Origin of the sequence: Pseudomonas rhizophila, assembly GCF_003033885.1 — a bacterium.
Classification (GTDB): domain Bacteria; phylum Pseudomonadota; class Gammaproteobacteria; order Pseudomonadales; family Pseudomonadaceae; genus Aquipseudomonas; species Aquipseudomonas rhizophila.
On record NZ_CP024081.1, the window covers coordinates 1275171 to 1302034 of the forward strand.

Below are 26864 nucleotides of genomic sequence, written 5' to 3' on the forward strand. Positions count from 1 at the left end.
TCGTTTTTACCATAGGAACAGCGGGGCTTATCAGACCATGCGCGCCTAAGCGCGCGGATAACAAAAGGAGGTTCTCGTGGGAAAAAACCCTGTAGACGATCTATCAGGACAACCCCAGTCAACCGGCACAGAGGGGATACCAGCCCCCAGCGGCAAAGCCAATCTCATCGACACCGACTACGTGATCGGGCAAGACAATATCCGAGGTCAATTCTCTTTCTCTCTGGATATCCACGGCAAAGTTTTCATCATCTCCGCGGCGACCATTCTGCTGTTCGTCATCGTGACACTTGCACTGCAGAATGAAGTCGAACCGCTTTTCAGCGCCATGCGCAGTTGGTTGACCAAGCATCTGGCCTGGTTCTTCATGAGCGTGGCCAACATCTTCGTAGTGCTGTGTCTGGCGCTGATCGTCTCGCCCTTGGGCAAGGTTCGATTGGGCGGTCAGGATGCCACGCCGGACCACACCTATGTGGGCTGGTTCTCCATGTTGTTCGCCGCCGGGATGGGCATCGGCCTGATGTTCTACGGTGTGGCAGAACCCATGTCCCATTACGCTGCCTCTATGGGGGGTGTCACACTCGACGCCAGCGGGGCACGTACCGACTGGGCGCCTTTGGGTGGTGCGGCGGGCGATGAGAAAGCCTCCGCCGACCTGGCCATGGCCGCGACCATTTTCCACTGGGGTCTGCACCCTTGGGCCATCTACGCCATCGTCGCGTTGTCCCTGGCCCTGTTCTCCTTCAACAAAGGCTTGCCGCTGTCGATACGCTCGATCTTCTACCCGTTGCTGGGTGAGCGCGTTTGGGGATGGCCGGGCCATATCATCGACATCCTGGCGGTATTCGCCACGCTGTTCGGGCTGGCGACGTCGCTGGGCATCGGTGCCGAGCAGGCCGCTGCGGGGATTGAACACCTGTTTGGCATTCAATCGACCAGCGTGAGCAAAGTCGTGCTGATCATCGGCATCACCCTGATTGCCCTGTGGTCGGTGCTCGCCGGGTTGGAGAAGGGCGTCAAGCTGCTCTCCGAAATCAACATGGGCCTGGCCCTGTTGTTGCTTGTGTTCATTATCGTGGTGGGACCAACCCTGGCGATCCTCACCGGCTTCTTCAAGAACCTGGTGACCTACGCCGAGTACCTGCCGGCGTTGTCCAACCCCTTCGGTCGCACAGACACTGAATTCACCCAAGGCTGGACGGCGTTCTACTGGGCCTGGTGGATCAGCTGGTCGCCGTTTGTGGGGATGTTCATTGCCCGCGTCAGTCGCGGCCGTACCGTTCGCGAGTTCCTGATCTCGGTGCTGTTGGTGCCTTCGCTGGTGTCGGTATTGTGGATGACCACCTTTGGCGGGACAGCCATCGACCAGGCCACCCTCCAGGGGCTGAGTGGGGTCAAGGATGCGGTGTTGGAGCTCAAGCTGTTTGCCATGCTCGAAGGGCTTCCGCTCAAGGAGATCACGTCACTGCTCGGTATCGTGCTGGTGATCGTGTTTTTCATCACCTCTTCGGATTCCGGTTCGCTGGTCATCGACACCATCACTGCTGGCGGCAAGGTCGATGCGCCGGTTCCACAGAGGGTGTTCTGGGCCATCATCGAAGGTGTGATCGCTATTGCGCTGTTGTTGGGCGGCGGTTTGATCGCGTTGCAAGCCATGGCGGTTTCCACCGGCTTACCGTTTGCCATTGTCCTGCTGCTGGGCTGTATTTCCCTGGTCAAGGGATTGATGTCGGAACCGCGCACCTGACCTTTTAATCCCACAGCTGGCCGATAGGGACGGACGGGCTGTAGTGAGTGGCTATTTGCGCTTGCAACAGCTCGGCCGTCGCCAGGGCATCGGTCAAGGCATGATGGGCGTGATAGGGCGGCAGGTGGTAGCGCAAGCGACTGTCCGCTAACCGGATGGACTCGGGTGGACGGCGTAACAGCCGGTCCAGCCAACGCCGCTGACCGCGCACCTGCCGCGCTTCCAGCTGCATCGTGTCAATCACCGGAAATTGCAGGCCCTCCCCAAGGTGATTGCGTAACGCCTGATCCAGGAAGTTGCGTTCGATGGCCCGGTAATGCACCACCATGATCTTCCCCGCCATGGCTTCCAGCACTTTCTCCATGACGTCCGGCAATCGGGGAGCATGACGGATGTCGGAGTGCGTGATGTGGTGAAACGTCACCGACTCATGACTGAGCTGCGAGGGCTTGATCACCCAGTACAGGGCTTCACCGCAGCGTATGCGCCTGAGGGTGAACGGCAGCAGGCCGATGCTGACGATACTGTCAGTGCGCGCGTTCAGGCCGGTGGTTTCAAGGTCCATGGCCAGCAGTTCCACCTGCTCCAGCGCAGTCCCGGCGTCGATGACACCCTGTTGGTAGAAGCGTTGCAGCAGCGGGTGCCGGGCTTGCTGTTCCAGACGTTTGAAACGTGCCGCCCAATCCAGCGTTTCTTGCCCCTTCGGATTGTTCATCGGGATGGCCGAGCGTGACCGGGGTAGCGGAATCGCAGGAATTTCTGCGCATTGCTCAATACCTGAAACGCTTCCTTGAGGTTGTGCCGCTCAGTGGTGGAAAAGCGCTCCGGTTCGATGTAGTTATCCGGTTTCTGGCCCTGTTCGATGGCGTCGACCTGGTGTCGGATACGCACCATCGACAGGAATTCCAAGGCATAGCGCAGATGCTCAATGGCCTGCGGTTGCACGAGCTGTGTGGTGCTGATGGCTTCGAGACGATCAAAGGAATTCTGCGCCGTGGTCCCGCAGGCCAGGGCGTGGATACGGATCAGATCGGTCAATGGCGCCGTGCCACGGCCCTTGAGGTTGATGATCTGTTTTTGCTTGCCGTCGGTTTCCATTACGAAGGTGCGAAAGAAACCCAAGGGGGGCGTGCGGTTCAAGGCATTCCGGGCCATCGCCGCCAGGAAGGCGGGGGTCACCCTGGATTTTTCAGCGCAGAGCACCTTGAGTTCGTTGACCATTTCCAGTTGCCCATAGACCCCGTCCAGGTCAAAGAAGATGCAACTGTTGAGCAGGGTGGCGGCATTGGGCTTCTCGATCCACTGGCTGAAATACTCGCGCCATACTCGCAACGGCTGCCGCCATTGCGCGTTGGTGGCCATGATGCCGCCCTTGCAGTAGCTGTAGCCGCACTCTGCCAGGCCGTCGCTGACGAAGGTGGCCAGGCTTTTGAAGTATTCGTCGTGCAGGGCCGGGTCGAAACGATCATCCAGCACCAGGGCGTTGTCCTGGTCGGTCACCAGCAGCTGCTCGTCCCGCGCCATCGATCCCAGCACCATGAAGCAGTACGGAACCGGCGGCGGCCCCAGTTCCCGCTCGGCCAATTCGAGCAACCGCTGGGTGAAGGCGCGGCCAATGCCCGAGATGGCGCTGCCGATCATGTGAGCCGTCGCACCGTCGCGCACCATGCGAATGTAGGTGCCGCGCAGATCCCGCAACAACGAGCGCAAGCCCTCGACAGAGCTCTGGTTGGAGATGCTGTTGACCAGGTACAGGCTGCTCTGGGACTCGTGCCGGATGATGTCCGACAGGTTGATCAACCCCAGCGTGCGTCCCTTGTGCACCACCGGTAGGTGGTGGATGTTGCTGCGAAGCATGCACAACATGGCTTCGAACAACGAGTCATCGGCCTGGATGACCACCGGATCGGTCGACATCACTTCACCGATGCAGGTATCGCCGCTGCGGTTGGCGGCCACTACCCGGGTGCGCAGGTCGCGGTCGGTGACGATGCCGAGCATTTTTTCCGGGTGATGCCCGGCAGGTTCCAGGACGACGACGCAGGAAACGCTTTCCTGGGACATCAACCGTGCCGCTTCATGAACGCTGGTGTGCGGGGTGACCCAGACCAGGTCCCGGGAAATCAGCGCGCGGGATTTCAATTGGATCAGTTCGCTGGCGCGGCCCTGGGCCTCGACGGCGGATTTGAGCCTGGAGTGTCCTTCGGCCTCGACAAAGTCGGCGAAGCTGTCATGTTGCTCGCACAGCTGGGCAAACACATCCGCCGGGATGAAATAGATCAGGCTGTCTTCAAGGGCCCGCGCCGGAAAACGCACTTTGTTGCTGCGCAGCAGGCTGGCCTGACCAAAGATGTCGCCTTCCACCAGCCGGTTGTACAACTGGCCGTTGCGCCGGTAGATCTCGACTGCGCCACTGCGCACATAATGCAGGTCGTGGACGATGGAGCCTGCCTCGAGAATATCGCTGCCGGCCTTGAAGTAGCTGACTTCGACGCGCTGCGCTATGGCCTCCAGGGTTTGCTGGGGCAGGGCATCGAAAGGGGGAAAACGATGCAGGTGCTCGCTGATTTCCAGTAACTCGATCTGCATGGAACCTCGTGGCTGATCAATTGAGAGACCAACATGCCAGTTCCAGGGGCCGCACACAAACCCTGGGTGAGTGAGTCGTGTGCGGCGCAGGCGTTGTCACTGTTGCTGGGGCACCGCCAGCCACTGGCCGATGACCTTCTGGTAGCTGCCATTTGCTTTGCTCAGGTGCAGCCACTGGTCGACGTACATTTTCCAGGTGATGTCGTCCCGTGGCAGCAGGTAGGCCTTCTCGCCATACTGCAAGTAGCGGCTGGGGTTGACGGCGCAAAGACCGGGCTTGAGTTTCTGCTGATAGAGCGCTTCCGAGGCATCGGTGATCATCACGTCGGCCCGCTTGTCCAGCAGCTCCTGGAAGATGGTCACGTTGTCGTGGAACTTGAGTTGCCCTTTGGGCAGGAACGCCCGGACGAAAGCTTCGTTGGTGCCGCCGGCCGGTTCCACCAGGCGCACCGAAGGCTGGTTGAGCTGTTCAATGGTCTGGTAGCGCGCCTGGTCCTCGCAACGCACCAGTGGGATTTTGCCATCCACATCCAGGGTGGTGCTGAAGTTGGCTTTTTTCTGACGCTCCAGGGTCACGGAAATCCCGCCCATGCCGATATCGCATTTACCGGCGACCATGTCCGGCATCAGGGTTTTCCAGCTGGTCTGCACCCATTGAACCTTGACCCCTAGGCTGGCGGCCAGCGAACGGGCCATGTCAATGTCGATCCCCTCGTATTCACCTGTTTCGGCTTTGTAGGTGTAAGGCTTGTAGTCGCCCGTCGTACACACTTTCAGCTCGCCGCGTTGCAGGACCTGATCAAGGTGCGAAGGGGCTGGCTCGGCAAGGGCGCTGCCGCAGAACGCCAGCAGGCCACAGAACGTCATTGTGTTTGTTATGTTTTTCATAGGGACTGCACGTCTCGCAAGGGAGGGGACAAGACGGGCAGTGTAGTGAAAAGGTTGGCGGGCTGTCATTGGCGCCTCAAACTTCGCAGGTGTGCTGCCTTCGCCTCTGTCATCATGGGCGATGGCAGACTTGGGTCAGGGGAGAAACACGTTTCGGATGGACGCATCAGTCGTCAGAATTACGCTTATGTTGATGGTCCCAGGGATCCTGTCGGTCTTTGGGGTTGCGTTCGTCTGCGCCTGGTTTATCGACAAAAAACGCGACTATCTGCTGCTCCTGGCTGGTGGCTGTGGCCTGTTCGCGTGTGGCGCCACGTCGCAGCTTTTCGGCTGGCCTCCCGGGGTCGGGCCCAATGCCATTGTGTCCGGCGCGCTGTATACCTCGGCGGTCCTGGCAGTGGCCGAAGGCGTTTTGCTGCGCTCGCAAAAACGCCTCGGCTGGCGGCTGGACGTGGCCGTGGTATGCGTCATTTCCCTGGCACTGGCCTGGTTCTTTTATATCGACCGCAACCTGCTTGCGCGCATCTACATCCAGAACTTCGGCTATGGTGCGATTTTGCTTGTGGCGGCGGTCAAGCTCAGATCGCTGTTACGCGGGCGACTCGTTGACAAGGCGCTGTTCTGGGTGTTGCTGGTCTTCGCGTTGCATTTCTTTCCGCGGACCCTGTTGACTGTCGGGCTGTCGGTGCCGCTGGACCGGGTCGCTTTCGCCAACTCGGTGTTCTGGCAGGCGCTCCAGTTGTCCCTGGCGGTGCTCGGTATCGGACTTGCCTTTGTGATTCTCGCCGCGGCCATTGCTGACGTGATCGATGACCTGCGTCGCGAACGCGACTTTGACCCGTTGACCGGTGTCTTGAACCGGCGCGGCTTCGAAGAACGGGTGTCGATGCTGCTGATGAAGAGCCCGCGCGGCACGACAGCGCTGGCACTGTGCGATATCGACAACTTCAAGAACATCAACGATAGCCATGGCCATGACGTGGGCGATAACGTCTTGCGCGAAGTTGGCCAACTGCTGCGCACTTCGGCGCGCAAACGGGACATCGTCGGGCGCCTCGGTGGTGAAGAATTCGCTGTGCTCCTGCCGGACACCGATGCCCGGGAAGCTTACGAATGTGCCGAGCGCTTGCGGGCGGCTATCGAGAACGGTACGCCTGTCACGCGCGATACGGTCGGGCCGGTCACCGCGAGTTTCGGTGTCGGCAGTCTAGGCCCCAGGGAAACCTGGCAGGATCTTTACAAGCGCGTAGATACCTTGCTTTACCAGGCGAAGCGAACCGGGCGCAATCGCACGGTGGCCGATGAAGTTCCGGGTCGGATCGAAAGGCCCACCGAGGTTCAGTCATAAGCCGCGAGCGCGAGCCGGGGTTGCTAGCGTGAAATGATCCCGTGATCGATGGCGTATTTCACCAGGGCCGCGGGCTTGTCGATGTTGAGCTTGCGGCGGATGCTCAGGCGATGGGTTTCGACGGTGCGCACGCTGATGTCCAGTTCCCGGGCCATTTCCTTGTTGTTCAGCCCCTGGACCATTTTGTACAACACCTGACTCTCGCGCGGCGTCAGCTCGTTGTCGGTGGTTGGGTCGGTGGCCAGCCGTTGGGCAATCTCGGCACTGTAGAAGGTGCCACCGCTGATGATGGCTTCAATGGCCGCGATGATTTCCCGCGAAGGGGCATTCTTGAGCACGTAGCCACTGGCGCCGCAGCGCACGGACTCACTCACATACTCATAATTGTCGTACATGCTCAGGATGAGGATCTTGAGGTTGGGGTATTGCTTGCCCAGCAGGCGGGTCAGTTCAAGTCCGTTCATGTCCTTGAGGCTGATGTCCATCAGCAACAGGTCCGGTTGGCAGCGCCCGACCATCTCGATGGCCTGTGCACCATTCTCGGCTTCGCCCACCACGTCCAGTTGGGGCATGACGGACAACAGGGCCCTGATGCCATCGCGGACCAGGGAATGATCATCGACCAGCGCGACGCGGATCACAGAGGGCAGGTTCATCGGCAGGTGCTCTTGTCAGGTTGGGCGCGCATCAGCTTTGTGTCGCCAGCATGTTCATGGGCAGCAGGATATCCAGCTCGCTTCGTCCCGGCACCGAGGTCATTTCCAGCCGTCCGCCGAAATGCTCGACCCGCTCGCGGATATTGCGCAGGCCGATGCCGGCGTGGCCACGTTCGACCTGCGGTACGTTGAAACCCATCCCGTCGTCCACCACCGTCAGGCGCAAGGACTGGCCGGACCCGAACAGGGTGATGCCGACACTTTTCGCCCCGGCGTGACGCTCGATATTGGTCAAGGCTTCCTGAGCAATGCGAAACAGCGAAACCGGTGCTCCATTTTCCAGGCGGCAATCGAATTCGTTGCTTTTGTACGACACTTCAAGCCCGCTGCGTTGCTGAAATTCGGCCGCGAGCTGGCCGATGGCGGCGGACAGGCCCAGGGTGTCGAGCAGGGAGGAGCGCAAGTCGTGGGAGATGTTGCGGATCTCGCCAATGGCTTCCCCCAGCCGGTCTGTCGCGTTCTTCAGGATGCCCAGGCCGTTTTCCTGCCCCTTTTCGAGGACGTGACTGGCCAGTTCAAACTGGAATTTTATCGACACCAGTAATTGGCTGATGCCGTCGTGCAGCTCGCGTGAAACTCGCGCGCGTTCCTCTTCCTGCAAGCTGACGATGCGCTGGTTCAATCGTTGCAGCTTTTTGTCGGCCAAGCGATGTTCGCTGACGTTGAGGGTCATGCCGCCGGCAAACACCAGCAGGACCGCCACCAGCGCAATGGCGGCGATGGCCTGCATGGTGGTGTGGATGCCCTGGGCCACCTCAGCGCGGGCTTGCTGGGTGGCGCGCTCGACATCCTCCAGGTAAATCCCGGTCCCGAGCATCCAACCCCAGCGATCCAGCATCACCACATAGGCCAGCTTGTCGGTCACCTGGCCGGAGGAGGGCTTGTTCCAGGCGTAGCGCTGGAAACCTTCGCCGGATTCAGCGCTCTTGAGCAATGCCTGGATCACCGGCAGCCCCTGGGGATCTTTCATGTCCCAGAGGTATTGGCCCACCAGTTCGGACTGCCGGGCATGCATCAGGCTGCGCCCCTGGCGGTCGTAGACGAAGAAATAGCCATTGATGCCAAAACTGAGCTTGCGCAGCTCCTCCAGCACCTGCTGCTGCGCGCGTGCGTCGCCCTGGCCGTTGTTATACAGCGGGGCGATCAGGCTTTGCGCCATTTCGACGTAGTTTTTCAGCTCTGCTCGCTTGCTGGCCAGGATGCTGTCTTCGATCAGTTGCGCCTGTTGATCACCCAACTGGCGATTAAGCGAGATCACCAAGGCGCAGATGACGGCAATCGCCAGGACCAGGGGCAGAATTCCCAAGGCGACGATTTTGTGTTTGAGCAGCATGTGTACTCCTGTCCGGACTCAACGGGGGGAGGCGAATGGTCGGCATCATAACGCTGTGGGAGCAAAGCTTGCTCGCGATCGCGACGGATCAGCCTGGACTGTTGCCAACAGACCCAGCGTTATCGCGAGCAAGCTTTGCTCCCACAGTCGTTAGCCTGCATTGGCTTTGCATGGGCTCACACAGAGGGATTCCACGAGAATCTACGTAGAACTACGTAGATGGCCCGTACGTAGTACTGCGGATTTATTTATTGACGGCTTCCACGGATATTGGGCCGGCTCCGAATAGTCGGGGCACACTATAAAAACAATCGCCGCAATCCACTGGATATCGGCAGGAGACACGCAATGACAACCCGTCTGGTTAAACACCTTGCCTGGTTTGCCGTGGCTGTTCTGGGAGCTTGTGCGTTGAGTGTCGTGGCCTTGCGCCGCGGCGAACCGATCAACGCCCTCTGGATCGTCGTCGCAGCCGTGGCCATCTACCTGGTCGCCTACCGCTACTACAGCCTGTTCATCGCCAATAACGTGATGCAACTCGATGCGCGCCGGGCCACCCCCGCCGTGCTCAACAACGATGGCCTGGACTATGTCCCGACCAACAAACACATCCTGTTCGGCCACCACTTCGCGGCCATTGCCGGTGCGGGGCTGAACTGGTCAAGTAATTCTGGACACCAGTTAAGGTTTCACGCCGCCAGTTTCTCCATGGCTACCGGCGACCGGTAGTCGTTGTAGCTATGGAGCCTGACGTTGTTGTATCGCATCACATAACGTTGCACATCCACGCGGGCTTCATGCTCCGAGCTGTAGCCATCGTCTGGCACCCACTCTGATTTCAGGCTCCCAAAGAAACGCTCCATCGGGGCGTTGTCCCAGCACTCACCTTTACGACTCATGCTGTGCAGGAGTCCATGCTTGCGCATCTCATTCCTGAATTTGTGGCTGGTGTATTGGCAACCTTGGTCAGAATGAAACAGCACCTCTTTTGGACAGCCTCGCAATTGAACCGCCATTCGCAACGCTTCGCAGGTCAGCGTGGCATCGGAAATCATTGAAAACGACCACCCCACGATCCGGCGAGCAAACAAATCCAACACTGCCGCGAAATACATCCAGCGCTTACCCACCTTGATGTACGTCACATCTCCACACCACACCTGGTTGATCGCCGTGACATCAAACTTGCGCTTGAGCACATGCGGCGCTACCAGCGCTTCCACGCCGGAAGATTTGTACTTGTGCCGCCGCCGCTGATGACTGGCAACACCGGCTTCGCGCATCAAACTGCGAGCCAGATGTCGCCCGACACGATGCCCCTTTGCTTGCAGTTCCTTGGAAAGGGTGCGAGACCCGGCGGATGCTCTGGATTCCTTGTGATGCTCGACCAGCACGGCTTTGAGTTTCTCCCGCTCAGGCTTCACCTTGCCTTGGCGCTGACGCCAGGCGTAAAAGCTGCTGCGGTTGACCCCAAACGCCCGACAGCAATTGTTAACGCCGTACTGCTCGTCCAGCTCGTTGATCAACGAGAATGATCTTTGGAGTCCAAAAGCAGGAGAGCACTGGCCTTTTTTAGGATTTCAATGTCCAGGTCTTTTTGCCTGAGCAACGCTTTGAGCTGCTGAATCTCTCGCTGATCGGCGGTAATCGCCTTAGCCCCCTCGGGGGTCGAACCCAAGCGCTCTTTGCGAACCTGGTCGACCCAACGGCGCAAGGCGGTAGGGCCAATATCCAGGCTGGCACAGACTTCGGGAACGGACTGGCCCTCGTCCAGCACCATGCTGGCAGCCTTGAGCTTGAACTCACTGGAATAAGATTTGCGCATATCCAAACACCTCAGATTTGGGCGCCATCATAGCGCCCGATTGAAGTGTCCAAAATCATTAGGCCAGTTCAGGCTCGCTCCCACAGGGGAGCGGCGTTGGACACAAAGCAAGCGTTCAGTGGAGATCAATTGTGGGAGCGAGCCTGCTCGCGATGGCGGTGTGTCAGTCAATATCAATGCAAACTGATCCACCACCCTCAGGAGCAAGCCCACTCCCACACAGGAAAAGGCCTGCTGGCAGGGGTTTGCACGTTAGTACCGACATTTTGTAGGGACTTGTTACTACCATCGTCGAATGGTTCTATAGGCTCGCCCCGGCTACAACGGGTACATACAAAAACAACTATGTCACCGAGGTAAGAAAGATGAGTGCGGCTTCTCTGTATCCCGTTCGTCCCGAGGTAGCGGCTAACACGCTGACTGACGAGGCGACCTACAAGGCCATGTACCAGCAGTCGGTGGTCAACCCGGATGGTTTCTGGCGCGAGCAGGCCAAGCGCCTCGACTGGATCAAGCCTTTCACCACGGTGAAGCAGACGTCCTTCGACGATCACCATGTCGACATCAAGTGGTTTGCCGATGGCACCTTGAACGTTTCCTACAACTGCCTCGACCGTCATCTGGCCGAGCGCGGCGATCAGATTGCGATCATCTGGGAGGGCGATGACCCTGCCGAGAGCCGCAATATCACCTATCGCGAGCTGCATGAAGAAGTCTGCAAGTTCGCCAACGCCCTGCGCGGCCAGGACGTGCATCGCGGCGACGTGGTGACGATCTACATGCCGATGATCCCCGAAGCCGTGGTCGCCATGCTGGCCTGCACCCGGATCGGCGCGATTCACTCGGTAGTGTTCGGCGGTTTCTCGCCGGAAGCACTGGCCGGTCGGATTATCGACTGCAAATCCAAAGTGGTGATCACTGCTGACGAAGGTATTCGTGCAGGCAAGAAGATCCCGCTCAAGGCCAACGTCGATGATGCGTTGACCAACCCGGAAACCAGCAGCATCCAGAAAGTCATCGTGTGCAAGCGCACGGCTGGCAACATCAAGTGGAACCAGCACCGTGACATCTGGTACGAAGACCTGATGAAAGTGGCCGGTACCGTTTGTGCGCCGAAGGAAATGGGCGCTGAAGAGGCGCTGTTCATCCTCTACACCTCCGGTTCCACCGGCAAGCCAAAGGGCGTGCAGCACACCACCGCCGGCTACCTGCTCTATGCGGCCCTGACCCATGAGCGCGTGTTCGACTACAAGCCGGGCGAAGTCTACTGGTGCACCGCCGACGTCGGCTGGGTCACCGGCCACAGCTACATCGTCTACGGCCCGTTGGCCAATGGCGCGACCACGCTGCTGTTCGAAGGCGTGCCGAACTACCCGGACATCACCCGTGTGGCTCAGGTCATCGACAAGCACAAGGTCAATATTCTCTACACCGCGCCGACCGCCATCCGCGCGATGATGGCCTCGGGCACCGCCGCCGTCGAAGGTGCCGATGGCAGCAGCCTGCGCCTGCTGGGTTCGGTGGGTGAGCCGATCAACCCGGAAGCCTGGGACTGGTACTACAAGAATGTCGGCAAGGAACGTTGCCCGATCGTCGACACCTGGTGGCAGACCGAAACCGGTGGCGTGCTGATCAGCCCATTGCCGGGTGCCACGGCGTTGAAGCCGGGTTCGGCCACGCGTCCGTTCTTCGGCGTGGTGCCAGCGTTGGTGGACAACCTTGGCAACCTGGTGGAAGGCGCGGCCGAAGGCAATCTGGTGATCCTCGATTCGTGGCCAGGCCAGGCGCGCACGCTGTACGGCGACCACGACCGCTTTGTCGACACCTACTTCAAAACCTTCAGCGGCATGTACTTCACCGGCGACGGTGCGCGTCGTGACGAGGACGGCTACTACTGGATCACCGGTCGGGTGGATGACGTGCTCAACGTGTCCGGCCACCGCATGGGCACGGCCGAGATCGAAAGCGCCATGGTTGCCCACCCGAAAGTCGCCGAAGCGGCGGTGGTGGGTGTGCCGCACGACATCAAGGGGCAGGGCATTTATGTCTACGTGACCCTCAATGCCGGCGAAGAAACCAGCGAGGCCTTGCGTCTGGAACTGAAGAACTGGGTGCGCAAGGAGATCGGTCCGATTGCCTCGCCAGACGTGATCCAGTGGGCCCCGGGCCTGCCGAAGACCCGTTCCGGCAAGATCATGCGCCGCATCCTGCGCAAGATCGCCACGGCGGAATACGATGGGCTGGGTGATATCTCCACCTTGGCTGATCCGGGTGTGGTGGCGCATCTGATCGAGACGCACAAGACCATGAACGTCGCCTGACGGTAACCCGTAACACCGAAAAGCCCCGCCCGGTTTTGCCGAGCGGGGTTTTTTATGGTCGCTAACGCCAGGAGAGTTTGACGTGTGGTGCCTTTGTGGCGAGGGAGCTTGCTCCCGCTCGGCTGCGCAGCAGTCGTAAACCGGCCAATGCGGTATGACTGAACGACCGCTGTGCCTGGCTTTGGGGCTGCTGCGCAGCCCAGCGGGAGCAAGCTCCCTCGCCACGGGTTCGATGGATGAATAAATATCGGCGTTTAAAGTAGGAGGGGGCTGAACGTTACCGGTGTTTCGGAATGTGTAACCAAAGGCGCCACAACGGGGCGATGTGAAACGCGAAGCCCCGTTATAGGGCGGTTCCAGGCGTCTTGGAAAACAAGGCGACACGCTGTGCTTGCCGGATTAGAAGGGTTTGCGAATAATGGGCCCGCAATTTGCAGCATAGATCGGTTTCCTTTCTTTTGCTCTTGCATGAATTTGCGGGGCTGTCAATGCGCTCAGGTCGCGTTTTCTGTGCTTCTGTAATTTGTTGTCGCATTGAAGAAATATCGGCTTCGGGCCTGTCGTTAGAATGCCGATCACTCGCTCGTCGTGAGCTGCGTTGAATTGACGCACGCTTTCTTAGGACGCAGCACTAAAGTTCGTTCCACCCATTCGCATATTGGGCTGTTGCTCACTCTGCCGTTTTTGCCCTTTCCCGATGGAGTCCCAAGATGAAGAAACTTGTGCTGCTTGGCGCCCTGGCACTGTCCGTGCTGTCCCTGTCGACATTCGCCGCAGAAAAGCCCCTGAAAATCGGTATCGAAGCGGCTTACCCTCCGTTCGCCTCGAAGGCCCCGGACGGCAGTATCGTCGGTTTCGACTACGACATCGGCAATGCACTGTGCGAAGAGATGAAGGTCAAGTGCGTGTGGGTCGAGCAGGAATTCGACGGCCTGATCCCGGCGCTCAAGGTGCGCAAGATCGACGCGATCCTGTCTTCCATGTCCATCACTGAAGATCGCAAGAAGTCTGTTGATTTCACCAACAAGTATTACAACACCCCGGCTCGTCTGGTGATGAAGGCCGGCACTCAGATCAGCGAGGGCCTGACCGAGCTCAAGGGCAAGAACGTCGGCGTGCAGCGCGGTTCGATCCACGAGCGCTTCGCCCGTGAAGTCCTGGCCCCGCTGGGTGCCGAGATCAAGCCGTACGGTTCGCAGAATGAAATCTACCTGGACCTGTCCGCCGGCCGTCTCGACGGCACCGTGGCAGACGCTACCCTGTTGGATGACGGTTTCCTCAAGACCGACGCCGGCAAGGGCTTTGCGTTCGTGGGCCCGGCCTTCAACGACGTCAAATACTTCGGTGACGGCGTAGGCATCGCGGTTCGCAAGGGTGATGCCCTCAAGGACAAGATCAACGGCGCGATTGCCGCCATTCGCGAGAACGGCAAATACAAGCAAATCCAGGACAAGTACTTCGCCTTCGATATCTACGGCCAGTAACAACGTCCCGCCACTCGTGCGAAATGGCGCAAGCAACAGGATCTCTGCGGTTTGCGCCATTTTTTCATCCCACTCTCGAGGACCTGAATCATGTTGAAAGGCTACGGGGCTGTCATCCTCGATGGCGCATGGTTGACGCTTGAGCTCGCCTTGTCGTCCATGGCCCTGGCCATTGTCCTGGGGCTGATCGGCGTCGCGTTGCGCCTCTCGCCAGTGCGCTGGCTGGCGTGGCTGGGTGACCTGTATTCCACGGTCATTCGCGGCATTCCCGACCTTGTGCTGATCCTGCTGATTTTCTATGGCGGCCAGGACCTGCTCAATCGCGTGGCGCCGATGCTCGGTTATGACGATTACATCGACCTGAACCCGCTGGCGGCCGGCATCGGTACCCTGGGGTTCATCTTCGGTGCGTACCTGTCGGAAACCTTTCGCGGTGCATTCATGGCCATCCCCAAAGGGCAGGCCGAAGCGGGCATGGCGTATGGCATGAGTGGGTTCCAGGTGTTTTTCCGGGTGATGGTGCCGCAGATGATTCGCCTGGCGATTCCGGGGTTCACCAACAACTGGCTGGTGTTGACCAAGGCCACGGCGCTGATTTCGGTGGTGGGCCTGCAAGACATGATGTTCAAGGCCAAGCAGGCGGCGGATGCCACCCGCGAGCCTTTCACCTTCTTCCTGGCAGTGGCGGCAATGTACCTGGTGATTACCAGTGTCTCGTTGCTGGCATTGCGTCAACTCGAGAAGCGCTACTCGGTAGGCATAAGGGCGGCTGATCTATGATCTTCGACTACAACGTCATCTACGAAGCCTTGCCGCTGTACTTCAGCGGCCTGCTGACCACCTTGAAGCTGCTGGCCCTGTCGCTGTTCTTCGGTCTGCTGGCGGCGTTGCCCCTGGGGCTGATGCGGGTGTCCAAGCAGCCGGTCATCAACATGACCGCCTGGCTCTATACCTATGTGATTCGCGGCACGCCGATGCTGGTGCAGCTGTTTTTGATCTACTACGGATTGGCGCAGTTCGAAGCCGTACGCGAGAGCTTCCTCTGGCCGTGGCTGTCCAGCGCGACCTTCTGTGCCTGCCTGGCCTTTGCCATCAATACCAGCGCCTACACCGCCGAAATCATCGCCGGCAGCCTGCGCGCCACGCCTAACGGTGAGATCGAGGCGGCCAAGGCCATGGGCATGTCACGCTACAAGTTGTATCGCCGGATCCTGCTGCCATCGGCCCTGCGCCGGGCACTGCCGCAGTACAGCAACGAAGTGATCATGATGTTGCAGACCACCAGCCTGGCCTCCATCGTGACCCTGATCGACATCACCGGTGCCGCGCGCACGGTGAATGCGCAGTACTACTTGCCGTTCGAGGCTTACATCACGGCCGGCGTTTTCTACCTGTGCCTGACTTTTATCCTGGTGCGCCTGTTCAAGCTGGCCGAGCGCCGCTGGCTGGGTTACCTGGCCCCGCGCAAGCACTGATAACGCATCGATCCGATCGACTGCTCAACGACTGACGTTTTGTGAGAACCGACCGCATGTACAAGCTCGAAGTCCAAGACCTGCATAAACGCTATGGCAGTCACGAGGTGCTCAAGGGTGTGTCCCTCAAGGCCGCCGCCGGCGATGTGATCAGCATCATCGGCTCCAGTGGCTCGGGCAAAAGTACCTTCCTGCGTTGCATCAACCTGCTTGAGCAGCCCCATGCCGGCAAGATTCTGCTCAACAACGAAGAGCTGAAACTGGTGGCTGGCAAGGATGGCGCCTTGAAGGCCGCCGACCCCAAGCAACTGCAGCGCATGCGTTCGCGGCTGTCGATGGTGTTCCAGCATTTCAACCTGTGGTCCCACATGACCGCGCTGGAAAACATCATGGAAGCGCCGGTGCATGTGCTGGGCGTAGCCAAGGCCGAGGCGCGCGAAAAGGCCGAGCACTACCTGAACAAGGTCGGCGTGGCGCATCGCAAGGACGCCTACCCGGGCCATATGTCCGGCGGTGAACAGCAGCGCGTGGCGATTGCCCGGGCGCTGGCGATGGAACCGGAAGTCATGCTGTTCGACGAGCCGACTTCGGCCCTTGATCCGGAACTGGTGGGCGATGTGCTCAAAGTGATGCAGGCCCTGGCGCTGGAAGGCCGGACCATGGTGGTGGTGACCCACGAAATGGGCTTTGCCCGGGAAGTGTCGAACCAACTGATCTTCCTGCACAAAGGCATCGTTGAAGAAAGCGGCAACCCGCGCGAAGTGCTGGTCAATCCGCAATCGGAGCGGCTGCAACAATTTCTTTCGGGCAGCCTCAAGTAATCGCTCCCGTTACGCACCTGATTCAGGTCATGCTGCGCATCGCGCGCCAGATGGTCTAATTTGGTTGCAGCCGCTTTTGGCTTTAACACTGTTTTCGCTTCGGATTGCCCACCATGACTGCCCATCGAATTGGTTTCCTGATTTGGCCCAGCACTAAAGCCTTGACGCTGGCGCTGGCCGAGGAGGCCTTGCGTGTTGCTCAGCGGGTGCATCCGGATGTCGTCTACGAACTGTCGTTTTTGCAGGCCGAGCCGCAGACCGAAGGCGCCTGGCAGCTACCGGGCGAACCCTGGGCCGGCAAGCTTGAAGGTTTCCAGAAGCTGTTTCTGCTGGCTGACGAACCCCCGACCGCTCTTGCGCCACCCCTGAGCAGCGCACTCAAACAGCTGGTGCGTGCCGGTTGTGTGATTGGCGGTTTGTCCGCCGGTGTCTACCCGTTGGCCCAACTGGGTCTTCTCGATGGTTTCCGCGCCGCCGTGCATTGGCGCTGGCAGGACGACTTTTCCGAGCGTTTCCCCAAGGTCATTGCCACCAGCCATCTGTTTGACTGGGACCGCGATCGCCTGACCGCTTGCGGTGGCATGTCGGTGCTCGATCTGCTGCTGGCTGTGTTGGCGCGCGATCACGGCGCGGAACTGGCCGGCGCGGTCTCTGAAGAGCTGGTGGTCGAGCGCATCCGCGAGGGGGGTGAGCGCCAGCGCATCCCGTTGCAGAACCGTCTGGGCTCCAGCCATCCGAAGCTCACCCAGGCCGTGCTGTTGATGGAAGCCAACATCGAAGAACCGCTGACCACCGACGAAATTGCCCAGCATGTGTGCGTGTCCCGTCGCCAGTTGGAGCGGATTTTCAAGCAATACCTCAATCGCGTGCCGAGCCAGTACTACCTGGAACTGCGTCTGAACAAGGCGCGGCAGATGCTGATGCAGACCAGCAAGTCGATCATTCAGATCGGCCTGTCCTGCGGCTTCTCCTCGGGGCCGCATTTTTCCAGCGCCTATCGCAACTTCTTCGGCGCCACGCCCCGGGAAGACCGCAACCAGCGGCGCAGCAGCAGCCCATTCGAATTGTCATCGGTGCCGTCCGAACGCGGCTAGGGCCGGCGCCTCCTCTGTAAGGGCGGGGGTATGTAACCCTGTGGCGAGGGGATTTATCCCCGTTGGGTTGCGAAGCAACCCCAAGACAGTCAACCCAATCTATCTGGCACACCGAATTGCCTGCTTTAGGGTTGCTTCGCAACCCAGCGGGGATAAATCCCCTCGCCACAAGGTTTTGCATGGCCAGGGAAATGTAGAAGACAACGCCTAAAATCCCGCGACAACGTTTAAACTGCGCCTTTGCGACGCTATTTGTCGCATTGCCATAAACCCGCTAAAAACGGGGGTTGGCGCTATAAGAAGTTGTCGCTTGGCGACAAGGCCGGGCTGAAAACTGTCCTTACAATCCCCTCATCGCTCGCCAGTTCCAGGCGGGTGTTCCTCTTCAGGAGACTCCGATGTCCGTTGAGCAAGCCGCCGTACAACGCGCCGATTTCGATCAGGTTATGGTCCCCAACTATGCGCCTGCTGCTTTCATACCTGTGCGTGGCGCCGGTTCCCACGTGTGGGACCAGTCCGGTCGCGAACTGATCGACTTCGCCGGCGGTATCGCGGTCAACGTATTGGGACACGCCCATCCGAAACTGGTCGCCGCCCTGACTGAGCAAGCGAACAAGCTGTGGCATGTGTCCAACGTCTTTACCAATGAGCCGGCCCTGCGCCTGGCCCATAAACTGGTCAATGCAACCTTTGCCGAGCGGGCTTTCTTCTGCAACTCCGGCGCCGAAGCCAACGAGGCCGCCTTCAAGCTGGCCCGTCGCGTCGCGTTCGATCGTTTCGGGAGCGAGAAGTACGAAATCATTGCCGCGCTCAACAGCTTCCACGGCCGTACGCTGTTCACCGTGAACGTGGGCGGGCAATCGAAGTATTCTGACGGTTTCGGTCCTAAAATCACCGGTATTACCCACGTCCCTTACAACGACCTGGCGGCTTTGAAAGCGGCCATTTCGGACAAGACGTGCGCCGTGGTGCTGGAGCCGATCCAGGGCGAGGGCGGCGTATTGCCGGCCGAGCTGGGTTACCTGCAAGGTGCCCGTGATTTGTGCGATGCCCACGACGCGCTGCTGGTATTCGATGAAGTGCAGACCGGCATGGGCCGTAGCGGCCACTTGTTCGCCTACATGCATTACGGCGTGGTCCCGGACATCCTCACCAGCGCCAAGAGCCTGGGCGGTGGTTTCCCGATCGCGGCAATGCTCACCACTGAAGCGTTGGCCAAGCATCTGGTGGTCGGCACCCACGGCACCACTTATGGCGGCAACCCGCTGGCGTGTGCGGTGGCCGAAGCGGTGATCGATACCGTCAATACGCCTGAAGTGCTCGAAGGCGTGAAAGCCAAGCACCGCAAGTTCAAGACCCGCTTGGAGCAGATCGGCGAGAAATACGGCCTGTTCACCCAGGTGCGTGGTTTGGGGCTGCTGATCGGCTGTGTGCTGAACGACGCCTGGAAAGGCAAGGCCAAGGACATTTTCAACGCCGCCGAACAGGAAGGCCTGATGATCCTGCAGGCAGGTCCGGACGTGATTCGTTTCGCGCCGAGCCTGGTGGTCGAAGATGCCGACATCGATGCCGGCCTGGACCGCTTCGAGCGCGCCGCGGCGAAGCTGACGCAAGCCTGATTTTTAAAGGCCGGACCTGATCCATTGTGGGAGCGAGCCTGCTCGCGATGCAGGCGACTCGATCTGCCTGATGGGCTGAGGCGATCCTGATCGCGAGCAGGCTCGCTCCCACAGCAAGACCGTTTTACACGTGCGTTGAAGCGCTTGCCGGTCCGGTATTTTTTCTTTGTGTCGACCAATGGGTCGAACCATTTATTTCAAGTAAAGGAGTGACACCATGCTGGTGATGCGCCCCGCACAAATGGCGGATCTGGGCGAGGTACAGCGTCTGGCTGCGGACAGTCCGATCGGTGTCACTTCCTTGCCGGATGACGTGGAACGCCTGAGCGACAAGATCGCCGCGAGTGAAGCCTCGTTTGCCGCCGAAGTCAGCTTCAACGGCGAAGAAAGCTATTTCTTCGTCCTTGAAGACACCGCGACCGGCAAGCTGGCGGGCTGTTCGGCCATCGTTGCCTCGGCCGGTTATTCCGAGCCGTTCTACAGTTTCCGCAACGAAACGTTCGTTCACGCCTCCCGTGAGCTGAAGATCCACAACAAGATCCACGTGCTTTCCCAGTGCCACGACCTGACCGGCAACAGCTTGCTGACCAGCTTCTATGTGGTGCCGGAATTGGTCGGTTCGCCCTGGTCGGAACTCAATTCGCGTGGGCGCCTGCTGTTCGTCGCCAGCCATCCGGAGCGCTTTGCCGATTCGGTGGTGACCGAGATCGTCGGCTACAGCGATGAAAATGGCGACTCGCCGTTCTGGGACGCCATCGGTCGCAACTTTTTCGACCTCAACTACGCTGCCGCCGAGCGCCTGTGCGGGCTGAAGAGCCGCACCTTCCTCGCCGAGCTGATGCCGCATTACCCGATCTACGTGCCGCTGTTGCCGGACGCCGCCCAGGAAGCCATGGGCCAGGTCCATCCGCGTGCGCAGATCACTTTCGACATCCTCATGCGCGAGGGTTTCGAGACCGATCATTACATCGACATCTTTGACGGTGGCCCGACTCTGCATGCCCGTGTCTCGGGGATCCGCTCGATTGCCCAGAGCCGCGTGGTGCCGGTCAAACTCGGTGAGCCCGTCAAGGGCGCCGGCCGGCAATACCTGGTGGCCAACGCCCAGTTGCAGGATTACCGCGCCGTTCTGTTGGAGCTTGACTACGCGCCCGGCAAACCGGTGACCCTGGATATGGAAGCGGCCGAAGCCTTGGGCGTCGGTGAGGGTGCCAGCGTGCGCCTGGTGGCGGTTTAACGCCTTACAGCGAAGTTTCGCGGGTGGCGCAAGCGGCCCGTTTGAGGAGATAGCATGATCGTTCGTCCCGTACGCAGCAGCGACTTACCCGCTCTGATTGCCCTGGCCCGCAGCACCGGCACCGGCCTGACCACCTTGCCGGCCAACGAGGAGCGCCTGGCTCATCGGGTCGGCTGGGCCGAGAAGACTTTTCGCGGCGAAGCCGGACGTGGCGATGCTGACTACCTGTTCGTGCTCGAAGACGACGACGGCCGTGTGGTGGGCATCTCAGCCATCGCCGGGGCCGTTGGGCTGCGCGAGCCCTGGTACAACTTCCGGGTCGGCCTGACGGTCAGCGCCTCCCAGGAGCTGAACATCTATCGGGAAATCCCGACGCTGTTTTTGGCTAACGACCTGACCGGCAACTCCGAGCTGTGTTCGCTGTTCCTGCACGCCGACTACCGCACTGGCCTCAATGGCCGCATGTTGGCCAAGGCGCGGCTGCTGTTCATCGCCGAATTCCCGAACCTGTTTGGCAACAAGATCATCGCCGAGATGCGTGGCATGTCCGATGACCGAGGCCGCTCGCCGTTCTGGGAAAGCCTGGGGCGACACTTTTTCAAGATGGAGTTCAGCCAGGCCGACTACCTGACCGGCGTGGGCAACAAGGCTTTCATCGCTGAGCTGATGCCCAAGTTCCCGCTGTACACCTGTTTCCTGTCGGAGGATGCCCGGGCGGTGATCGGCCAGGTTCATCCCGACACGGAGCCGGCGCTGTCGATGCTCAAGAGCGAAGGTTTCAGTTACCAGGGTTACGTCGACATCTTCGACGCCGGCCCGGCCGTTGAATGTGAAACCGGCAAGATCCGCGCGATCCGCGACAGCCAGGCACTGGTATTGGCCATCGGCACGCCGGGCGACGACGCCACGCCGTTCATCATGCATAACCGCAAACGCGAAGACTGCCGCATCACTGCTGCACCGGCGCGCTTGGCCGCGGGCACCTTGGTGGTTGATCCGCTGACTGCCAAACGTCTTCAACTCAACGCCGGCGATCAGGTGCGCGCCGTTGCGTTGTCCGCTGCTCGGGAGTCGAAATAATGAAGTCGCTGTACATCGCTGGAAGCTGGCTGGAAGGTCAGGGTGATCTCTTTGAGTCGGTGAACCCGGTGACCCAGCAAGTGCTGTGGTCTGGCAATGGCGCCACGGCGGCGCAGGTGGAGTCGGCGGTGCAGGCCGCGCGTCAGGCCTTCCCGGACTGGGCCCGCCGTTCGCTGGATGAGCGTATCCAGGTGCTGGAAGCGTTTGCCGCTGCCTTGAAGAGCCACGCCGATGAACTGGCCCACTGCATCGGTGAAGAAACCGGCAAGCCGTTGTGGGAAGCGACCACCGAAGTCACCAGCATGGTCAACAAGGTCGCCATTTCGATTCAGAGCTACCGTGAGCGGACCGGCGAAAAAAGCGGCCCCCTGGGTGACGCCATCGCTGTGCTGCGGCACAAGCCCCACGGTGTGGTGGCAGTGTTCGGCCCTTACAACTTCCCCGGCCATTTGCCCAACGGTCACATCGTACCGGCCTTGTTGGCGGGCAACACCGTGTTGTTCAAACCCAGCGAACTGACCCCGAAGGTCGCTGAGCTGACGGTCAAGTGCTGGGTCGAGGCCGGCCTGCCGGCGGGCGTGCTGAACCTGCTGCAAGGTGCGCGGGAAACCGGTATCGCCCTGGCGGCCAATCCGGGCATCGACGGGTTGTTTTTCACCGGCTCCAGCCGCACCGGCAACCTTTTGCATCAACAGTTTTCCGGGCGCCCGGATAAGATCCTGGCGCTGGAAATGGGCGGTAATAATCCGCTGGTGGTGGATGAGGTGGCGGACGTCGACGCGGCGGTCTACACCATCATTCAGTCGGCCTTCATTTCTGCCGGGCAGCGCTGTACCTGCGCGCGCCGCCTGTTGGTGCCCGAAGGGGCGTGGGGCGATGCCTTGCTGGCGCGCCTGGTGGCGGTCAGCTCGACGCTGGAAGTCGGCGCCTTTGATCAGCAACCGGCGCCGTTCATGGGCTCGGTGATTTCCCTGGCCGCAGCCAAGGCGCTGATGGATGCGCAGAACCATTTGCTGGGCCTGGGCGCCGTGCCGCTGTTGACCATGACCCAACCGCAAGCCCAGGCGGCGTTGCTGACACCGGGCATCCTGGATGTGACGACGGTAGCCGAGCGTCCTGATGAAGAACTGTTCGGGCCGTTGTTGCAGGTGATTCGCTACGCGGATTTCGCTGCGGCAATCACCGAGGCCAACAACACCCAATATGGCTTGGCTGCGGGTCTGCTGTCGGATTCCCAGGAGCGCTACCAGCAGTTTTGGCTGCAGAGCCGTGCCGGCATCGTCAACTGGAACAAACAACTGACGGGAGCGGCCAGCAGCGCGCCGTTCGGCGGTGTTGGGGCCTCGGGCAACCACCGCGCCAGTGCCTACTACGCGGCCGATTATTGTGCGTATCCGGTGGCTTCCCTGGAGACACCAAGCCTTGTCATGCCGGCTGCCCTTACTCCCGGCGTGAGAATGGCGTAGCCCCAATCGCGAGCAGGCTCGCTCCCACAAGGACCATGCAAGACCCTGTGGGAGCGAGCCTGCTCGCGAAGGCCGCGCTGCGGTCTTTACTGATGCCTATAAAAAACAGATTCTCGTGGAGCCTCGCTGATGAAATCCTATGAAGTCAACTTTGACGGTCTAGTGGGGCCGACCCACAACTACGGCGGGCTCTCGTACGGCAACGTCGCGTCCCAGAGCAATAGCCAACAGTCCTCCAACCCCAAGGAAGCGGCGTTGCAGGGCCTGGCGAAAATGAAAGCGCTGATGGACATGGGCTTCCAGCAAGGTGTGCTGGCGCCACAGGAGCGTCCCGACGTGGCGGCCCTGCGTCGGTTGGGTTTTGCCGGCAGCGATGCCCAGGTCATTCAGCAGGCTGCCAAAGAAGCGATGCCGCTGCTGGTCGCCAGTTGCTCGGCCTCCAGCATGTGGGTGGCCAACGCCGCCACTGTCAGCCCAAGCGCCGACACGGCTGACGGCCGCGTGCATTTCACTGCCGCCAACCTGAACTGCAAATACCACCGCAGCATTGAACACCCGACCACCAGTCGCGTACTGGGGGCGATGTTTGCCGATCAGCAGCACTTCGCCCACCACGCCGCGCTGCCAGCGGTGGCGCAGTTCGGCGACGAAGGCGCGGCCAACCACACGCGTTTCTGCCGGACCTACGGCGAGGCCGGTGTTGAATTCTTCGTGTTCGGCCGCAGCGCCTTCGATACCCGTTTTCCCGCGCCGCAGAAGTACCCGGCGCGCCAGACCCTGGAAGCTTCTCAAGCGGTCGCTCGTCTGCATGGTCTGAGGGAGGAGGGCGTGGTCTACGCCCAACAGAACCCATCGGTGATCGACCAGGGCGTGTTCCACAATGATGTGATCGCGGTGGGCAACGGCGAAGTGTTGTTCTATCACGAGGATGCGTTTCTCGAGACCGACCGGATGCTGGCCGAGCTGAGCAGCAAACTCGCCAAGGTCGGTGGGAAATTTCAGTCGGTATGCGTGCCGCGTTCGGCGGTTACCGTCGATGACGCGGTACGTTCCTACCTGTTCAATAGCCAGTTGCTGTCGCGTCCCGACGGCTCGATGCTGTTGATCGTGCCGGAGGAGTGCCGCGGCAACGAACGCGTCTGGCAGTACCTGCAAGGCCTGACGGGCTCTGGCGGGGTGATCGGCGAAGTGAAGGTCTTCGACCTCAAGCAAAGCATGCAGAACGGCGGTGGCCCGGCTTGCCTGAGGCTGCGCGTGGCACTCAATGAAACCGAACTGGCCGCCGTCAACCCAGGGGTTATCATGACCGCGCCGTTGTACGATTCGCTGACCCAATGGGTCGAGCGTCACTACCGCGATCGCATGACCGAAAACGACCTGGCAGACCCGCAGTTGCTGCTCGAATGCCGGGCGGCACTGGATGAGCTGACACAAATCCTTAAACTTGGCGCGGTTTATCCTTTCCAGATCAATTGAAAGCGCGCGCGACCTGACTACAGTCAAAGCAGGGCGCGTTGCCTTTTTCCCCCGACGAGAACGTAAAAACATGAGCGATACCTTGCAACTGATCCTTGAAGACACCGACGGCACCCAACTGGAAACCTCCTGCACCCGCGTTGCGGTCATGTGGCAGGGCAAAGAGCTGTGGATCCAGCAGGACGGCCGCGGTCAGTTGCTGATCGGTGTCGATGTCGAAGAAGGCGATGAGGAATACGCCAACCTGTTGTTGCGCCCATTGGCGACCAACCTGGTGAGCCTGCAACTGGAAATGGAACCGGCCGACATGGGCGACGATGATCATGTCCATGGCCCGGATTGCGGCCACGACCATTAAGGAGCCGCGCTATGCTCGCCCTCGGCAAATTGCTTGAACTGACCCTCGCCGGCCGTGAACCGGCGGAGAAGACTCAACTGACTGTCGAGGGCGTACGGATGCGCTGGCTGAGCGAGGGCGCGCTGGAGGTCAAGCCGCCCCAGGCCCGGGACAATGGCCAGGACCTGTTGCTGTCAGCCGGTATCCACGGCAACGAAACCGCACCGATCGAATTGCTTGATCGGTTGCTGCACGACATCGCCCGTGGGGATCTCAAGCCACGGGCACGCATTCTGTTTCTGTTCGGCAATCCCGAGGCCATTCGTCGCGGAGAGCGTTTTGTCGAGCAGGACGTCAATCGGTTGTTCAATGGTCGCCATGAGTTGAGCGGCGGCGCCGAGGCGTTGCGGGCGTGCGAATTGGAGCGGTTGGCCGCCAGTTTCTTCAGCGTGCCGGACCGCAGTCGCTTGCATTACGACCTGCACACCGCCATCCGGGGTTCGAAGATTGAGCAATTCGCCCTGTATCCGTGGAAGGAAGGTCGCCAGCATTCACGCCGTGAACTGGCGCGGCTGCGCGCCGCCGGCATGGAAGCGGTGCTGCTGCAGAACAAACCGTCCATTGTGTTCAGCGCCTACACCTATGACCAGTTGGGTGCCGAGTCTTTCACCCTGGAACTGGGCAAGGCCCGGCCGTTCGGGGAAAACGACGGTGTCAACGTCAGCCTGCTGGAAACCCGTCTGCAACAGATCATCGAAGGCAGCGAACCCGAATCGGACGAAAGTCTGGACGGCCTGCAACTGTTCAGCGTCGCGCGGGAAATCATCAAGCACAGCGACAGTTTCCGCCTGAACCTACCGGCGGACATCGAGAACTTCTCGGAACTTGGAAAAGGTTATGTGCTGGCCGAAGACATTGCCCAGACCCGCTGGGTGATCGAAGAAGAGGGCGCCCGGATCATCTTCCCCAACCCCAAGGTGAAGAATGGTTTGCGGGCCGGGATCCTGATTGTGCCGGCGACGGACGAAAACCTGGCCTGACCTGAATCCCAAACTGATACAAGCCTTTTGTGGGAGCGAGCTTGCTCGCGATGACGGAGTGCCAGTCGCCATTGCTGTCGACTGCTACATTGCTATCGCGAGCAGGCTCGCTCCCACATTTGGATCTGTGTCTGGATTTAGACCGCTACCGCCCGCTGCTCACTGCGCCGCAACGCCCGGGTCTTGTGCAGGGTATCGGCACAGGTCTTCGCCGCTTCCTGGCCCTTGTGCACGAAATGCTCAAAGAAGAACTTCTGATGTTCTTCCCCAGCGTGGAAGTGATGGGGAGTGAGTACGACCGAGAACACCGGCACCTCGGTTTCCAGCTGAACCTGCATCAGGCCGCTGATCACCGATTGGGCGACGAATTCGTGACGGTAGATGCCGCCGTCCACCACCAGGCCAGCGGCGACGATGCCGGCGTAGCGGCCAGATTTGGCCAGCAGCTTGGCATGCAGCGGGATCTCGAAGGCGCCGCCGACTTCGAAGAAGTCGATATCGCTTTCCTGATAACCCTGATTGATCATTTCGGCGACGAAACCTTTACGACTCTGGTCGACGATTTCCTTGTGCCAGCAGGCCTGGATGAACGCGACGCGCTCGCCCGGATGATGTTTGCTTTTGCTGTCGATTGCGGTGGGTTGCATGTTCTGGTTCCTGTTTGTGTAAAAAACAGGGCGTCATGAATCGAAGGGGATTCGAGGGTGCGTCGCGCGCAGACAGTCGCAGACGGCCCCTGGGTGCCGATCCCGTTCTCTCTTCATCCGGACTATGACCGTCGGCCCCGGAATCACACCGGGTCTGCTGACCTTGACGCTACACCGCAAAAGCCGTGTATCGCCAAGCGCTCGCGGGCTATGCACCTTGCGTGCAATTACCGCCGGTGGGGAATTGCACCCCGCCCTGAGAACGTTTCGCCGCCATGGTTTTTGGCGGCGCAGGATTTTTAACACATAACCCCTGTGGGA

General features: G+C 60.2%; 23 protein-coding genes, 1 pseudogene and 1 riboswitch. Of the genes and pseudogenes, 16 read left to right on the forward strand and 8 right to left on the reverse strand.

The features are described from left to right. The first annotated feature begins 76 nt into the window (after positions 1–76). On the forward strand, positions 77–1747 hold the full coding sequence (locus CRX69_RS05935; protein ID WP_107321722.1) for a BCCT family transporter: 1671 nt from the start codon (positions 77–79) through the stop codon (positions 1745–1747). A gap of 4 nt (positions 1748–1751) precedes the next feature. Here CRX69_RS05935 and CRX69_RS05940 read toward each other — a convergent pair whose 3' ends face one another. The 3 genes from CRX69_RS05940 to CRX69_RS05950 all read right to left on the reverse strand — a co-directional run bounded on the left by CRX69_RS05940 (position 1752) and on the right by CRX69_RS05950 (position 5224). Continuing rightward, positions 1752–2462 (reverse strand): 3'-5' exonuclease, encoded by a 711-nt coding sequence (locus CRX69_RS05940; protein ID WP_076385105.1) that lies wholly within the window; start codon positions 2460–2462, stop codon positions 1752–1754. Beyond that, positions 2459–4336 carry a DUF294 nucleotidyltransferase-like domain-containing protein gene (locus tag CRX69_RS05945; protein ID WP_107321723.1) on the reverse strand — a complete coding sequence of 626 codons (1878 nt, stop codon included), beginning with the start codon at positions 4334–4336 and terminating at the stop codon, positions 2459–2461. Before CRX69_RS05945 ends, CRX69_RS05940 begins: the two co-directional genes overlap by 4 nt. A gap of 96 nt (positions 4337–4432) precedes the next feature. Continuing rightward, the gene (locus CRX69_RS05950) at positions 4433–5224 is read right to left on the reverse strand and encodes a transporter substrate-binding domain-containing protein (RefSeq protein ID WP_076385101.1); all 792 of its coding nucleotides are present in this window, start codon (positions 5222–5224) and stop codon (positions 4433–4435) included. Between the two features lie 187 nt (positions 5225–5411). Between CRX69_RS05950 and CRX69_RS05955 the strand changes: the two genes are divergently transcribed. Further along, the gene (locus CRX69_RS05955; protein ID WP_197685212.1) at positions 5412–6572 is read left to right on the forward strand and encodes a GGDEF domain-containing protein; all 1161 of its coding nucleotides are present in this window, start codon (positions 5412–5414) and stop codon (positions 6570–6572) included. A gap of 23 nt (positions 6573–6595) precedes the next feature. On the opposite strand, the gene CRX69_RS05960 is transcribed toward CRX69_RS05955, so the two are convergent. Together CRX69_RS05960 and CRX69_RS05965 are read right to left on the reverse strand one after the other, a co-directional pair. Continuing rightward, on the reverse strand, positions 6596–7228 hold the full coding sequence (locus tag CRX69_RS05960; RefSeq protein ID WP_047229883.1) for a response regulator: 633 nt from the start codon (positions 7226–7228) through the stop codon (positions 6596–6598). Between the two features lie 31 nt (positions 7229–7259). Further along, a complete protein-coding gene (locus CRX69_RS05965) occupies positions 7260–8621 on the reverse strand; it encodes a cache domain-containing protein (RefSeq protein ID WP_047229882.1) in 1362 nt (453 codons plus the stop codon). Between the two features lie 348 nt (positions 8622–8969). Between CRX69_RS05965 and CRX69_RS05970 the strand changes: the two are divergent. Continuing rightward, positions 8970–9272, forward strand: a pseudogene (locus CRX69_RS05970) (carbon starvation CstA family protein); the annotation flags it as partial. Between the two features lie 38 nt (positions 9273–9310). Here the strand turns inward: CRX69_RS05970 and CRX69_RS05975 are convergent. Together CRX69_RS05975 and CRX69_RS27820 are read right to left on the reverse strand one after the other, a co-directional pair. Then, entirely contained in the window at positions 9311–10147 is an 837-nt protein-coding gene (locus tag CRX69_RS05975) for an IS3 family transposase (RefSeq protein WP_047230569.1), read from the reverse strand. Next, positions 10144–10446, reverse strand: a complete 303-nt coding sequence (locus CRX69_RS27820; protein ID WP_047230570.1) for an IS3 family transposase — start codon at positions 10444–10446, stop codon at positions 10144–10146. The genes CRX69_RS05975 and CRX69_RS27820 overlap by 4 nt, the downstream gene beginning before the upstream one ends. Positions 10447–10811: 365 nt before the next feature. Between CRX69_RS27820 and acs the strand changes: the two genes are divergently transcribed. The 13 genes from acs (at position 10812) to astE (ending at position 25896) form a co-directional block, all read left to right on the forward strand. Next, positions 10812–12767, forward strand: coding sequence for an acetate--CoA ligase (gene acs / locus CRX69_RS05980; RefSeq protein ID WP_047228791.1), 1956 nt, complete (start codon positions 10812–10814; stop codon positions 12765–12767). 710 nt (positions 12768–13477) lie between these two features. Continuing rightward, positions 13478–14251 carry an ABC transporter substrate-binding protein gene (locus CRX69_RS05985; protein ID WP_107321724.1) on the forward strand — a complete coding sequence of 258 codons (774 nt, stop codon included), beginning with the start codon at positions 13478–13480 and terminating at the stop codon, positions 14249–14251. Between the two features lie 90 nt (positions 14252–14341). Then, positions 14342–15031: an ABC transporter permease gene (locus tag CRX69_RS05990; RefSeq protein WP_047228789.1), complete on the forward strand. Its 690-nt coding sequence runs from the start codon at positions 14342–14344 to the stop codon at positions 15029–15031. Beyond that, positions 15028–15726, forward strand: coding sequence for an ABC transporter permease (locus CRX69_RS05995; protein WP_047228788.1), 699 nt, complete (start codon positions 15028–15030; stop codon positions 15724–15726). Before CRX69_RS05990 ends, CRX69_RS05995 begins: the two co-directional genes overlap by 4 nt. Positions 15727–15782: 56 nt before the next feature. After that, positions 15783–16547, forward strand: coding sequence for an ABC transporter ATP-binding protein (locus tag CRX69_RS06000; RefSeq protein WP_047228787.1), 765 nt, complete (start codon positions 15783–15785; stop codon positions 16545–16547). A 113-nt stretch (positions 16548–16660) separates the two neighbouring features. Then, positions 16661–17641, forward strand: a complete 981-nt coding sequence (gene argR, locus CRX69_RS06005) for a transcriptional regulator ArgR (protein ID WP_047228786.1) — start codon at positions 16661–16663, stop codon at positions 17639–17641. 398 nt (positions 17642–18039) lie between these two features. Further along, positions 18040–19260 carry an aspartate aminotransferase family protein gene (locus CRX69_RS06010; protein ID WP_047228785.1) on the forward strand — a complete coding sequence of 407 codons (1221 nt, stop codon included), beginning with the start codon at positions 18040–18042 and terminating at the stop codon, positions 19258–19260. Positions 19261–19477: 217 nt separating this feature from the next. Next, on the forward strand, positions 19478–20497 hold the full coding sequence (gene aruF / locus CRX69_RS06015) for an arginine/ornithine succinyltransferase subunit alpha (RefSeq protein ID WP_047228784.1): 1020 nt from the start codon (positions 19478–19480) through the stop codon (positions 20495–20497). A 54-nt stretch (positions 20498–20551) separates the two neighbouring features. Continuing rightward, on the forward strand, positions 20552–21577 hold the full coding sequence (gene astA, locus CRX69_RS06020; RefSeq protein ID WP_076383737.1) for an arginine N-succinyltransferase: 1026 nt from the start codon (positions 20552–20554) through the stop codon (positions 21575–21577). Further along, positions 21574–23043 carry a succinylglutamate-semialdehyde dehydrogenase gene (astD, locus tag CRX69_RS06025; protein WP_177513933.1) on the forward strand — a complete coding sequence of 490 codons (1470 nt, stop codon included), beginning with the start codon at positions 21574–21576 and terminating at the stop codon, positions 23041–23043. The genes astA and astD overlap by 4 nt, the downstream gene beginning before the upstream one ends. Before the next feature lie 129 nt (positions 23044–23172). After that, positions 23173–24519 (forward strand): N-succinylarginine dihydrolase, encoded by a 1347-nt coding sequence (astB, locus tag CRX69_RS06030; RefSeq protein ID WP_076383739.1) that lies wholly within the window; start codon positions 23173–23175, stop codon positions 24517–24519. A 70-nt stretch (positions 24520–24589) separates the two neighbouring features. After that, complete coding sequence (locus CRX69_RS06035; protein ID WP_047228780.1) at positions 24590–24877, forward strand: hypothetical protein; 288 nt, start codon at positions 24590–24592, stop codon at positions 24875–24877. Positions 24878–24888: 11 nt separating this feature from the next. Beyond that, a complete protein-coding gene (astE, locus tag CRX69_RS06040; RefSeq protein WP_047228779.1) occupies positions 24889–25896 on the forward strand; it encodes a succinylglutamate desuccinylase in 1008 nt (335 codons plus the stop codon). 137 nt (positions 25897–26033) lie between these two features. Here the strand turns inward: astE and CRX69_RS06045 are convergent, their stop codons facing one another. Continuing rightward, positions 26034–26543: a 6,7-dimethyl-8-ribityllumazine synthase gene (locus CRX69_RS06045; RefSeq protein ID WP_047228778.1), complete on the reverse strand. Its 510-nt coding sequence runs from the start codon at positions 26541–26543 to the stop codon at positions 26034–26036. A gap of 100 nt (positions 26544–26643) precedes the next feature. Continuing rightward, positions 26644–26811, reverse strand: a riboswitch (FMN riboswitch). Between the last annotated feature and the right edge of the window lie 53 nt (positions 26812–26864).